The organism is Bradyrhizobium ferriligni (genome assembly GCF_056837965.1).
Genome location: NZ_JBXEJO010000052.1, coordinates 23,436 through 35,968 on the forward strand (window position 1 = coordinate 23,436; position 12,533 = coordinate 35,968).

Here is a 12,533-nt window from a genome sequence, read left to right on the forward strand (position 1 = left end):
GCCTCGTGGAAAGTCCTGTCAGGCTGCGGCTTGCGGCACCGGCACGGCAGCGGAGGAGGCTCCCATGAATTCTGGAGGCAAGATGGCTCTGGTCATGTTGGGTTGTACCGCGATCGGCGCTCTTGGCAGCGAAGCACTGCATGGCGAAGCGAGGCCGCCCGCCTATTTGATCGGCCAGATCGAGGTCACCGATCCCGATGGTTATGCCAGGGAATATCTCCCGAAAGCGAAGGAGATCATCAAGGCACATGGCGGCAAGCTGATTGCGGCTGCAGGCGCGGCGGCAACCGGTTCGCAGGTCGTTGCCGTTGATGGAAATCCACCCAAGCGCGTCGTCCTCTATATGTATCCGAGCATGGAGGCGCTTTGGGCCTGGCGGCACGATCCAGCCTACGTGCAGGTTCGGGCCGTCGGCGAGAAATACGCCAGGTACCACACATTTGCAGTCGAGGGCTCTGTCGCCAATTAGCCCTCATCACGCCGTCGATCGCAGCGACCTGCAAGGTGCGCCACCTAATTCCGAAACACCAGGCAGCGCCCGCCGACTGCCTCTAATCGGGCGCACAGCTGGTTAGCCCGCTCACGGGTCGTCTCGGCGACCCGGAGCAGATACCAGGTGGCCGAGCCTGGCCCGGCCATGCGCGATCTCAGAACGAGCGGTGCGCGATCGCCGAGCACGGATGCAAATCGTTTCTGAAGTTGCTGGTAGTCGGCGAGGACCCTCGATTGCGACGGGCCGCCGGCCAATTGAAGTCCCCAGGGTGCCCACGCAGCTTGCTGCGCGATTGTCACGGACTCTCTTGGGCCCGCGGGAAGCGCCCGAACGAGCATGCCGCGCACGATGTCACCGCAGGCCATGGCCGCGTCGGTGTGGACTCGATCCTCAAGCGAACCCTGCGCCCATTCCTCGGCGGACTTGCCGGTGATGATCCTGACATAAGCGCGTGTTTCGCCCGGCAGGTTTCCACGTCCCGCCAACCAATCCTGAACGCGCCGCGGACCACCATTATAGGCAGCCGCCGCAAGGCCGAGATTGCCAAACTGCGCGCGCAGCTCGCGGAGCCAGCGCGCGGATTCCTGCAAGGCAGGCAATGGCTCGAACGGGTCGGCCAGACCGCGCCATCGCGCAGTGCCGGGCATGAACTGGGCGATCCCCTGGGCACCGGCCGAACTGACCGAGTTGGGATCGAAATTGCTTTCCTGCCAGATCAGCCGGACGAAGAAATCCGGCGGCAAGCCGTTCTCCAATGCAGCCTCCTCCAACGCCTTGCAGTATTGCTGCGGGCCATCGAGCTTTGGACGCAAAGGCGCCGGCGACGGAACGGATGACGATTGCTGATCGGACGCCGACGGATCGGCCTCAGCGTTACGCACTCCGGCGTCGGTAACCGGACGAGACGTTTCGGTGTGCGATGTTTCTGTCTGCGCCGGCTCTGCGCGCTGCGCGGCGGGCGTCGCTGGATTGCCGAGAGGTTGGGCGCTTGCGACGGGGACAAACAGCAGCAGGCAAGCCGAGCCGATAGCCGCTGGCAAAATCGATCGATGAACCCGCCGCGGCCTGAAAATCGACTGCATAAAGCGATCATCAAATTGGATGCATTCGCCGAATCATATCATCGGCGCCGACCGGCGGGCAGAAAATTTGCTGCCTAGCGGTTGGACAGGCTCCCAACGATCGATGCGCGACGCGACAGCTCGATCCAGTTGCCATCGGGATCGAGGATCATGGAGATCCGTGCGACCTCGCCGAGCGTCACCGGCGCAAGGCCTTCCCGCACGCCCTTGGCGCGCAGCTCGTCATGCACGGCGTCGATGTCGGCGACCTGCAGCGTGATGTAGCGCCAGCCGCGCGCCTGCCGAACCGGATCGACCGTCGCGGCAGCATCTTCCTTGAGCAGGATCAGACTGTCGCCGAGGCGGAACGCCGGACCGCCCGACCATGATTGCTCGGTGAAGCCGAGGATGTCGCCGTAGAACCTGCGATGCGCGGCGAGGTCGCGCACCGCCATCGCGACGGCGATCTGGGTGATGCCGTCGTGTCTGGGCGCAACCAGGCAAACCCGGTTGCCATCGGGATCGTGCATGTGTTGCGGCGTTTCGACGCCCGCGCGCGCAATGATCAGTTCGCGATAGCCGCTCGGCGCCGCATCCGGCAGCGGCTCGACATGATGGTTGAGCTTGATGACCGAACCGTGCGCGTCGTGCCGGTACTGCTTCTGCCCGCGGCGGATCGGCTGCACATGATCGAAGCGAAGTCCGGCATCCTGTTGCCAGAACCGCAGCATCGGCTCGAGATCGTTGGAGGAAAGGCCGACGTCGATCACGTTCTTTGCCAGTTGCATCTGCTGCCGTCCTCGGATGAAGTGCACCACGATGGATTAGCTATGCGAGGATCAAGTCACCAGCGCAAGCACCACGATCACTGTCGCGGATCGGCCGGCCGCCGCGACCGCCTGAAACAGTCAATCCAGTGAGGGCCGATATGCAAGCAGGCCTCGTTCAGACCTTTCGCGCCTTTGCGTACAATAATGCCTGGGCCAATCATCGCCTGCTCACGGCCTGCGCCGGTCTCAGCCAGGCGGAGTTCGCCGCGGCGCGGACCGGGTTCTTCCCGAGCCTGCAGGCGACGCTGAACCACATTCATGTCATCGACCTGTTTTATATCGACGCGCTCGAAGGCGGCTGGCTCGGCCCGAAGGCGTGGGCGAACGAGGTGCCCTACCCGTCAGTGGCGCAGCTGAAAGGTGCCCAGCGCGCGATCGATCAGCGGCTGATCGTGCACTGCGATGTGCTGACGCCTGAACGGCTCGAGGACATCGTGAAGATCAATCGCGACACCTCGGTGCAGACCGAGCGACGCGACCGCCTGCTGATGCATCTGTTTCAGCACCAGATCCATCATCGCGGCCAGGCCCATGCGATGCTGTCGGAGACCACCGTGAAGCCGCCGCAGCTCGACGAATTCTTCGCCGCCGGCGAAGCGCCGCTCCGGGCAGCCGAGTTCAGGGATCTCGGCTGGAGCGAAGCCACCGTGTGGGGCGGCTGAAGGCGAGGTTCCGCCCGCGATCGGACGGTGCGGAGCGGTTCCCGTTCCGGAACGAGGTCTTGAATCCGGGCGCTGCCACGCTCACCTGTCGTGAAACATGGGGAACTCTATCAATGCCATTCGCCAATCACCGGGGCCAGCGCATCCATTACACCGTCGAGGGGTCCGGGCCGCTGATCGTGCTGCAGCACGGTCTCCTGCTGGACGCCGCGAGCTGGAAACAATGTGGCGTGGTCGACGCGCTTGCCGATCGCTTTCGCGTCGTTTGCGTCGATTCGCTCGGACATGGCCTGAGCGACAAACCCGCCGATCCGGCGCTCTATAATCAGGCGCAGCGCGCCGGCGACATCGTCGCCGTGATCGACGATCTCGGCGGCGAGCGCGCCCATGTGGTGGGACACTCGATGGGCGGCTGGGTCGCGGTCGGTGTCGCCCGGTTTTTCCCGGCGCGGCTGGCGTCGCTGGCGATCGGCGGCTGGGACTTCCTCACCGGACTGCCGCGCGGCAATGCCGGCCCGCTGACCTATGGCGCCTTCATCACCTTTGCGCGCCGCACCGTCCCGGAGCTCGCCGAATGGGTGACGCCGGATCTCGAAGGCGGCGTGCGCGCCTGCTTCAATGCGCTCGGCCAGGTCGACGGCGCCAAGGACGCGGTGCTGTCCTCGCGCGTGCCGGTGCTGCTGTGGAACGGACAGGACGACGGCCCTCATGCGCCGATGCAGCGCTTCGCCGCGGAGAACGGCCTCGATGCGATGTCGGTGCCCGGCGATCACCTCGGCGCGCTGTTTCAGCACGGCGCCGCGATCGGCCGGGGCATCGGCTCGTTCGTCGGGCGCGGCTAGAGCGCTTAGGTCGAACAGCGCCCCCGACTCCGCTGTGCTCCCTCTCCCCGTTCTTCACCGGGACAGGGTTGGGGTGAGGGGCCGTCTCCGCATATCCGGTGATAGTTGTCTTTATGGAGACTCCCCCTCACCCGGAACGCATCTAGCGATGCGTCATAGCTGAAGCTCTGCTTCAGCGTTCTTGAGAACGGCCGCCAACGGCGGCCTATGCCTCTCCCCGCACGCGGGGCGAGGTGAAGCATGCCGCGCTAGACCGGCTCCGGCATCCCTGCGAGCAGCTTGTCGAGCGTGATCGGATAGTCGCGCACGCGAACGCCGGTCGCGTTGTGGACCGCGTTGGCGACCGCGGCGGCGACGCCGCAGATGCCGAGTTCGGCGACGCCCTTGGCCTTCATCGGCGATGACATCGGATCGGTCTCGTCGAGAAAGATCATCTCCTGATGCGGGATGTCGGCATGCACCGGCACCTCATAGGCAGCAAGGTCGTGATTGATGAACAGGCCGTGACGCTTGTCGACCACGAGGTCCTCCATCAGCGCCGCGCCGACACCCATGGTCATCGCGCCGATCACCTGGCTGCGCGCCGCCTTCGGATTGAGGATGCGGCCCGCCGCGCAAACCGCAAGCATCCGCCGCACCCGGATCTCCGCCGTATCGGCATCGACGCCGACCTCGACGAAATGCGCGCCGAAGGTCGACTGCTGGTAGGTTTTGGCGAGATCGCCGTATTCGATGGCATCTTCCGCCACGAGGTCGCCCGCACCGGCGGCCTGCGCCAGCGGCACGCTGCGATTGCCGGAGCGGACCACGCCGTCGGCAAACACCGCCTCCTCGGAATTGAAGCCGAGCTTCCGCGCAATGGCCTCGCGCAGCTTGGTGCAGGCTGCATAGACGCCGGCGGTGGAATTGTTGCCGCCCCACTGCCCGCCCGAGCCGCAGGACACCGGAAAGTCGGAATCGCCGAGCCGCACCGCGACCTTCTCGAGCGGCACGCCCATCATCTCGGCGGCGGTCTGCGCGATGATGGTGTACGAGCCGGTGCCGATGTCGGTCATGTCGGTCTCGACGGTCACGATGCCGTTCTGGTCGAGACGAACGCGGGCCGCCGATTTGGTCACGAGATTGTTGCGGAACGCCGCGGCGACGCCCATCCCGACCAGCCAGCGCCCATCGCGGACCTGACCCGATTTCGGATTGCGCTTGTCCCAGCCGAACCGCGCCGCGCCATCGCTCAAGCACTGTACCAGTTGCCGCTGCGAGAAGTGCCGCTCCGGATGCTCGGGATCGACCTGGGTGTCGTTGTCGATGCGCAGCGCGACCGGGTCGATGCCGAGCTTGTCGGCGAGCTCGTCGATCGCGATCTCGAGCGCCATCATGCCGGAGGCTTCTCCGGGCGCGCGCATCGCATTGCCTTCCGGCAGATCGAGCGCCGCAAGCCGCGTCGCTGTCATCCGGCTGGCGCCGGCATACAGCAGCCGCGTCTGGCTCACCGCCATCTCGGGCTCGCCGTCCTTGACGTTGCCGGACCAGCTCTCGTGGCCGATCGCGGTGATCTTGCCGTCGCGCTCGGCGCCGATGCGGATGCGCTGGATCGTCGCCGGACGGTGCGTCGTGTTGTTGAACATCAGCGGACGTTGCAGCGCGACCTTGACCGGCCGGCCGGCCGCGCGGGCGCCGAGCGCGGCGAGCAGCACCTCGGCGCGCAGGAACAGCTTGCCGCCGAAGCCGCCGCCGATATAGGGCGACACCAGACGGACATTCTCCTTGGGAATGCCAAGCGTCTTCGCCATGTCTTCGGCGCCCCAGGCGATCATCTGGTTGGAGGTCCAGACCGTGAGCTTGTCGCCGTCCCAGGCCGCGATCGAAGCATGCGGCTCCATCATCGCGTGGCCCTGATCGGGCGTGGTGTAGGTGGCATCGAGCTGCACGGGCGCAGCAGCGAAGGCGGAGGCGAAATCGCCGACGGCGGTGTCGGCCAGGCCGCCGAATGACGGGTGTGGCGTGATGCCCTTGTCCCGCTCCGCGGCGAGATCGAACTTGCCGTCGCCCTTGACGTAGTCGATCCGGACCAGTTGCGCCGCGGCCCGCGCCTGCTCGAAGGTCCCGGCGACGACGATGGCAACGGCCTGGTGATAATGCGCGATCTCGGGCCCGCCGAGCAGCGGTGCCGCATTGCGCTCGCCCTTGCCGAGCTTGCCGGCATTGTCCGATGTGACGATGGCGAGCACGCCGGGCGCAGCCTTCGCCGCCTCGAGATCGATCGAACCGATCCGCCCTTTGCCGATCGCCGAACCGACCACGTAGCCATAGGCCTGGTTGGCGGCGACGTCGTGCCGCTCATAGGCGTAAGGCGCGGTGCCGGTGGTCTTCAGCGGCCCCTCGATCCGGCTGGTCGGGTGGCCGATCACCTTGAGCTGGTCGATCGGGTTGAAGGTCGCGGGATGTTCAAAACGCATGATGTCAGGCCCTCATCTCAAGCTCTGGCCTCGCGCAACACCGCCGCGAGCGTTCGCTCGGCGAGCGGCAGCTTGTACGCATTGTCCTTGGTCGGCTTCGCATCGGCAAAGAGGCGCGCAGTGACGGCTTTGGCGCCAGCAGGCAATTCCGCCTCCGCCGCCTCGACGCGCCAGGGCTTGTGCGCCACGCCGCCGAGCGCGACGCGGCCGGTGCCGTCGCGCTGCACGATCGCGGCAACCGAGACCAGCGCAAAGGCATAAGAGGCGCGGTCGCGCACCTTGCGATAGGCCTGCGCGCCGCCGACCGGTTTCGGCAGCACCACCGCGGTGATCAGTTCGCCCCGCTCCAGGCTGGTTTCGATCTCGGGGCTGTCGCCGGGCAGACGATGCAGCTCGGCGATCGGGATGCTGCGCGTGGTGCCGTCGGGCCGCACCGTCTCCACGGTCGCGTCGAGCGCGCGCATCGCCACCGCCATATCGCTCGGATGGGTCGCGATGCAGGCATCGCTCACACCGACCACCGCATGCTGGCGGCTGAAGCCGCCGATCGCGGCGCAGCCGCTGCCGGGCTTGCGCTTGTTGCAGGGCAGATTGGTGTCGTAGAAATAAGGACAGCGCGTCCGCTGCAACAGATTGCCCGCGGTCGTCGCCTTGTTGCGCAACTGGCCGGAAGCGCCGGCGAGCAGCGCGCGCGACAGCACGCCATAGTCACGCCGCACGCGGATATCGGCGGCGAGATCGGTGTTGCGCACCAGCGCGCCGATCCGCAGGCCGCCATCCGCGGTCTCCTCGATGCGATCGAGCGCCAGGTCGTTGACGTCGATCAGATGCGCCGGCGTCTCGATCTCGAGCTTCATCAGGTCGAGCAGATTGGTGCCGCCGGCGATGAATTTGGCGTTCGCGGTGCCGACGGCGGCTGCGGCCGCTGCGCCCGGCGAGGTGGCGCGCTCATAGCTGAATGATCTCATGCGCTCCTCCCGGCGACCTCGCTGATCGCCTCGGCGATGTTGGAATAGGCGCCGCAGCGGCAGATGTTGCCGCTCATGCGCTCGCGGAGCTCGGCATTGGTCAGTCGCAGCGGCGCATTCAGATCCGCCGTGACGTGGCTCGGGATGCCGGCCTTAACCTCGGCAAGCACGGCGACCGCCGAGCAGATCTGGCCCGGCGTGCAATAGCCGCATTGATAGCCGTCATGCTCGACGAATGCCGCCTGCAGCGGATGCAGCCCGTCCGGCGTGCCGAGGCCCTCGATCGTCGTGATCTCGTCGCCCTGATGCATCACGGCGAGCGTCAGGCAGGAATTGATCCGCCGCCCGTCGACGATCACGGTGCAGGCGCCGCATTGGCCGTGGTCGCAGCCCTTCTTGGTGCCGGTCAGATGCAGGTGCTCGCGCAGGGCATCGAGCAGCGTGGTCCTGGTGTCGAGCTCGAGCTGGTGGGTTTCGCCGTTCACGTCAAAGGATACTCTCGTCATCACGGGCGCTCCGGTCGGGGCAGATTGGGCGGCCGCAGGCGGAGGCGTCGCGATCGACGACGCCGCAAGCGAGGCGGCTCCAACAATCAACAGATGGCGCCGCGATAGTTCCAAACGTCCGGAGATCTGCATGCCGCCGCTCTCCTCAAGTCAGCCGAATGCGGAACCAACGACAACGACGTGTCGAGGTCTGCTCGGCCTGTCAGCAAAGGGGGAATGCCGCGAACGGCGGAATGTTTCTCGCGGGGAAGTTAAACTCGTCGCGAGCGCCACGGCGGCTCCTGGGAGGCAGTAGCGCCATCAGGCGCGGGCGGCCTGCGCGGCAGCATCGTCGTACAGGTCCGGCCTACGACCAACGTCCCCTGCCCGGAATCGCGAAATTCCGGTTAGCTGCATTGCGCCGTCCTCATGCTCGCCCACGGGGAAAAGCGGCCCGGAACACGCTGGAGCTCTTGGGGCTTGCACCGGATCATGTAGGATGGCGGTACGACCTCCACCGGCGACGATGCCGGCCGACCCTGGGACCGCTCGATGACCGCGCATGTCATAGTGACCGACGAAGCCGCCACGCGCGTGATCCGGCTGCGCAGGCCCGAGAAGAAGAACGCGATCACCCAGGAGATGTTTCGCGCGATCAGCGACGCGATCGACAAGGCGCAGAACAATCCGAAGATCCGCTGCCTGATCATCACCGGCGGCTCCGGCGTGTTCACCGCGGGCAACGACATCGAGGACCTGCTCGCGCAGGGCACCTCGACCGGCGAGACGCCGCCGGCCTCCGACCTCGTCAAGTTCCTGTATTCGCTGGCCCACAATGTGAAGCCGATCATCGCCGCCGTCGACGGCGTCGCGATGGGCATCGGCACCACCATGCTGTTTCACTGCGACTATGTGCTCGCCAGCAAGACCGCGCTGTTCTCGACGCCGTTCTCCAATTTCGGCCTGGTGCCGGAAGGCGCCTCAAGCCTGTTGATGCCGCGCATGATGGGCCACCAGCGCGCCTTCGCGATGCTGGTGATCGGCCGCACCATGTCGGCCGACGACGCCCGCGTCGCCGGCTTCGTCAACACCGTGGTGGCGCCGGGGCATGCCGAGGTGGAGGCGCACAAGGTGGCGCGCGAGATCTGCGCGCTGCCGGCCGAGGCGGTGGCGATCTCGCGGCGCCTGATCCGGCTGCCGCCGGAGGACGTCACCCGCCGCATCGAGCAGGAGAACCATCTGTTCAGCGAACGGATGCGCTCCAAGGAAGCCGTCGAGGCGTTCAAGGCATTCATGGCTCGCCCGAAGGATTGAAACGAAGCGTCGCAAAATTGTAGTGGCGCGGCGCCATGATCCCGTGCTCCATGGACAGGTCATGAGACAGCCCCGCCTTTCCCCTCTCGCTGCGCTCTGCGCGTTCGGACTGGCCGCAGCAAGCCCCTGCCTGGCGCAGGCCGCGGAGCCGGTGAGCCTGCGCATTCTCGCGATCAACGATTTCCACGGCTATCTGCGGCCGCCGCCGGGCGGCATCCGCATCACCGATCCCGCTGACGCGACCAGGAAGATCATGGAGCCCGCCGGCGGCGCCGAGCGGATGGCCACCGTCGTCAAGCAGCTGCGCGAAGGACACAAGAACAACATCTTCGTTGCGGCCGGCGACCTGATCGGCGCGAGCCCGTTCCTGTCGGCGATGTTTCACGACGAGCCGACCATCGAGTCGCTCTCGCTGATGGGGCTTGCGATCTCCTCGGTCGGCAATCACGAATTCGACGAGGGCAAGGACGAGCTGCTGCGGATGCAGAATGGCGGCTGCCACCCGGTCGACAAATGCCAGGGGCCGCACCCGTTCACGGGGGCCAAATTCCGCTATCTCGCCGCCTCCACGATCGAGAAGGCGACCGGCAAGCCGGTGTTTCCGCCCTACGACATCAAGCAGTTCGACGGCATTCCAGTGGCCTTCATCGGGCTGACGCTGAAGAACACCCCGAACCTGGTGTCGCCGGCCGGCGTCGCGAGCCTCGACTTCCGCGACGAGGCCGAGACCGTCAATGCGCTGGTCCCCGAGCTGAAGGCGAAGGGCGTCGAGGCGATCGTGGTGCTGATCCACGAAGGCGGCTTTCCGACCGGCGACTACAATGAATGCCCCGGCATCTCCGGACCGATCGTCGACATCGTCAAGAAGTTCGATCGCGCGGTCGACGTCGTGATCTCCGGCCACACCCACCAGGCCTATGTCTGCGAGATCGATGGTCGGCTCGTCACGTCCGGCGACAAATACGGCACCCTGGTCACCGCGATCGATCTTCAGCTCGATCCGAACAGCCATGACGTAATCAGCGCCAGGGCGGCCAACACCATCGTGCGGATCGCCGGCACCGCCAAGGACCCCGAGCAGAGCGCGCTGCTGGAATCCTACGACCGGCTCGCCGCGCCGATCGCGAGCCGCGCGGCAGGCTCGGTCACCGAAACACTGTCGCGTACGCCTGCCGAAACTGGCGAGAGCCCGCTCGGCGACATCGTCGCCGACGCGCAGCTGCTTGCAACCAGCGCTGAGCCGAATGGCGGCGCGGTGATCGCCTTCACCAATCCCGGCGGCGTGCGCACCGACATCGTCAAGCGCGAGGACGGCGCGGTGACCTATGCCGATATCTTCGCCAGCCAGCCGTTCCGCAACCAGCTCGTGACGATGACGCTGACCGGCAAGCAGCTCAAGGACGCGCTGGAGCAGCAATGGGCCGACCCGAAGCGGCCGCGCGCCCTCCAGGTCTCGAGAGGGTTCTCGTACGCGTGGGATGCGAGCAAGGGCGACGGCGTGCGCATCATCGCCGCACGGATGTCGCTGGACGGCAAACCGATCGATCCGGCCGCGAGCTACCGCGTCACCGTGAACAATTATCTCGCCGAGGGCGGCGACGGCTTTACGGTGTTCAAGCAAGGGACCGCGCAGCAGTTCGGCATCTACGACGTCGATGCGCTCTATGCCTACTTCAAGGCCAACAGCCCGGTGGGCCCGACGGCAGGCAGGCGGATCGAGCGGATCAATTGAGTGAGGTGTGGGGATGGCATACGCAGCCCCTCACGTCATTGCACGCGGAGCGGAGCAATCCATTGTCTCCGAACATGCGGCAGCATGGATTGTTTCGCTCCGCTCGCAATGACGCGGAAAACGCCCCGGCTTTGAAAGGACGGGAACAGAAATGATGTCGGCCCTTTCCGGAATGCCGCTAACGGCCTAGATTAGGGCCGCTCTTGCATGATCTTATTCGGAAAACCGCTGCGCACTTTTCCGGATCATGCGTCCTCGCACGCGCATCGATTGCGCCGGGAATTTGCATGACACTGCTTCTGACGCATTCCGCCTGTCTCGACCACCTGACCCCTCCCGGACATCCCGAACGCCCCGACCGGCTGCGGGCGGTCGCCGAGGTGCTCGGCGAGGATCGCTTCAAGGCGCTGGTGCGCGATTCCGCGCCGGAAGGCGACCTCGACACCGTGCTGCTCTGTCACGGCGAGCACTATGTCAGCGAACTCCGCCACATCGCGCCGACCTCGGGTATGATCTATATCGACGGCGACACCTCGATGTCGCCGGGCACCTGGGAAGCGGTGATGCGCGGCGTCGGCGGCGCGGTGGCCGCCACCGATGCGGTGATGGAGGGCAAGCATCAAAACGCCTTCGTCGCGGTGCGCCCGCCCGGGCACCACGCCGAGAAATCGACACCGATGGGCTTCTGCTTCTTCGACAATGCCGCGATCGCCGCCCGCCACGCGCAGCGCAAATACGGCATCAAGCGCGCCGCGATCATCGATTTCGACGTCCATCACGGCAACGGCACTCAGGATATCTTCTGGGCCGACCCGACCGTGATGTATTGCTCGACGCACCAGATGCCGCTGTTTCCCGGCACCGGGGCCGCCGGCGAGCGCGGCGAGCACGACACCGTCGTCAACGCGCCGCTGGCGCCCGGCGACGGCGGCGCCAAGTTCCGCTCCGCTTTCGAGAACCTGATCCTGCCGCAGCTCGAGAAGTTCTCCCCCGAACTCGTCGTCATCTCGGCGGGCTTCGACGCGCATCACCGCGATCCCCTGGCCTCGATCAACCTGACGGGCGAGGATTTCGGCTGGGTCACACGCAAGCTGATGGATCTCGCCGACAAGAGCGCCGGTGGCCGCGTCGTCTCCGTCCTTGAGGGCGGCTACGACCTGCAGGGCCTGAAAGAGTCGGTGGCATCTCACGTCACCGCATTGATGGACGGGTAAATCCCCGCCACAATACGCCCGCAAAAATTCGATTGATTCTGCGCCGGGGCGAGCATGGCCTGCGACAGGTCATGTTTGGACGACAAGATCAGGTTGCGATCTGATCCACGCAATCGGGAACGCAAAGAATGGCCGACAACACCCAAGCCGACGTGAAGAAGCTCTCCTTTGAACGCGCGATCGAGGAACTCGAATCGATCGTCAAGCGGCTCGAGGACGGCAAGGTCCCGCTTGAGGAATCGGTCGCGATCTACGAGCGCGGCGAGGCACTGAAACGGCGCTGCGAGGAACTGCTGCGCCAGGCCGAAGCCCGCGTCGACAAGATCACCACCGACGCCTCGGGCCAGCCGACCGGGACCGAGCCGCTCGACGTGCAGTAGAGCCCCGTTCCGATTCCGTCGAAACGGAGTAGGCTCCGGGCGTCGGGGCCCCACGATCATGCGAAGGAATGTCCGCCCCGGCGGGCCATTGTTGCT

Annotated in this window: 12 protein-coding genes; 7 read left to right on the top strand and 5 right to left on the bottom strand. The window is 66.0% G+C overall.

Features of this window, described 5'->3' with window-relative positions; all coding sequences use genetic code 11:
* Positions 1-82 precede the first annotated feature (82 nt).
* On the top strand, positions 83-469 hold the full coding sequence (locus AC1VNY_RS27905) for a DUF1330 domain-containing protein (RefSeq protein ID WP_482407601.1): 387 nt from the start codon (positions 83-85) through the stop codon (positions 467-469).
* 44 nt (positions 470-513) lie between these two features.
* Here the strand turns inward: AC1VNY_RS27905 and AC1VNY_RS27910 are convergent, their stop codons facing one another.
* The gene (locus AC1VNY_RS27910; RefSeq protein ID WP_482407602.1) at positions 514-1,575 is read right to left on the bottom strand and encodes a lytic transglycosylase domain-containing protein; all 1,062 of its coding nucleotides are present in this window, start codon (positions 1,573-1,575) and stop codon (positions 514-516) included.
* A gap of 74 nt (positions 1,576-1,649) precedes the next feature.
* Positions 1,650-2,342, bottom strand: a complete 693-nt coding sequence (locus AC1VNY_RS27915; RefSeq protein WP_482407603.1) for a VOC family protein — start codon at positions 2,340-2,342, stop codon at positions 1,650-1,652.
* Between the two features lie 140 nt (positions 2,343-2,482).
* Here AC1VNY_RS27915 and AC1VNY_RS27920 point away from each other — a divergent pair, with 140 nt between their 5' ends.
* Together AC1VNY_RS27920 and AC1VNY_RS27925 are read left to right on the top strand one after the other, a co-directional pair.
* A complete protein-coding gene (locus AC1VNY_RS27920; protein ID WP_482407604.1) occupies positions 2,483-3,046 on the top strand; it encodes a DinB family protein in 564 nt (187 codons plus the stop codon).
* A 113-nt stretch (positions 3,047-3,159) separates the two neighbouring features.
* Positions 3,160-3,888 carry an alpha/beta fold hydrolase gene (locus AC1VNY_RS27925; RefSeq protein WP_038386477.1) on the top strand — a complete coding sequence of 243 codons (729 nt, stop codon included), beginning with the start codon at positions 3,160-3,162 and terminating at the stop codon, positions 3,886-3,888.
* Between the two features lie 248 nt (positions 3,889-4,136).
* On the opposite strand, the gene paoC is transcribed toward AC1VNY_RS27925, so the two are convergent.
* Genes paoC through paoA form a run of 3 tightly spaced genes read right to left on the bottom strand, consistent with a single transcriptional unit; the run spans position 4,137 to position 7,950 of the window.
* Positions 4,137-6,344 (bottom strand): aldehyde oxidoreductase molybdenum-binding subunit PaoC, encoded by a 2,208-nt coding sequence (gene paoC / locus AC1VNY_RS27930; protein ID WP_482407605.1) that lies wholly within the window; start codon positions 6,342-6,344, stop codon positions 4,137-4,139.
* Positions 6,345-6,361: 17 nt separating this feature from the next.
* Positions 6,362-7,312, bottom strand: coding sequence for an FAD binding domain-containing protein (locus AC1VNY_RS27935; protein ID WP_482407606.1), 951 nt, complete (start codon positions 7,310-7,312; stop codon positions 6,362-6,364).
* Positions 7,309-7,950, bottom strand: coding sequence for an aldehyde dehydrogenase iron-sulfur subunit PaoA (paoA, locus tag AC1VNY_RS27940; RefSeq protein WP_057015220.1), 642 nt, complete (start codon positions 7,948-7,950; stop codon positions 7,309-7,311). Before paoA ends, AC1VNY_RS27935 begins: the two co-directional genes overlap by 4 nt.
* A gap of 399 nt (positions 7,951-8,349) precedes the next feature.
* On the opposite strand from paoA, the gene AC1VNY_RS27945 reads away from it, so the two are divergent.
* The 4 genes from AC1VNY_RS27945 (at position 8,350) to AC1VNY_RS27960 (ending at position 12,437) form a co-directional block, all read left to right on the top strand.
* A complete protein-coding gene (locus tag AC1VNY_RS27945; protein ID WP_028339497.1) occupies positions 8,350-9,111 on the top strand; it encodes a crotonase/enoyl-CoA hydratase family protein in 762 nt (253 codons plus the stop codon).
* A 61-nt stretch (positions 9,112-9,172) separates the two neighbouring features.
* Positions 9,173-10,843, top strand: coding sequence for a bifunctional metallophosphatase/5'-nucleotidase (locus AC1VNY_RS27950; protein WP_482407607.1), 1,671 nt, complete (start codon positions 9,173-9,175; stop codon positions 10,841-10,843).
* A 287-nt stretch (positions 10,844-11,130) separates the two neighbouring features.
* Positions 11,131-12,057: a histone deacetylase family protein gene (locus AC1VNY_RS27955; protein WP_028334493.1), complete on the top strand. Its 927-nt coding sequence runs from the start codon at positions 11,131-11,133 to the stop codon at positions 12,055-12,057.
* Between the two features lie 128 nt (positions 12,058-12,185).
* Positions 12,186-12,437 carry an exodeoxyribonuclease VII small subunit gene (locus AC1VNY_RS27960; RefSeq protein WP_028339500.1) on the top strand — a complete coding sequence of 84 codons (252 nt, stop codon included), beginning with the start codon at positions 12,186-12,188 and terminating at the stop codon, positions 12,435-12,437.
* Positions 12,438-12,533 lie beyond the last annotated feature (96 nt).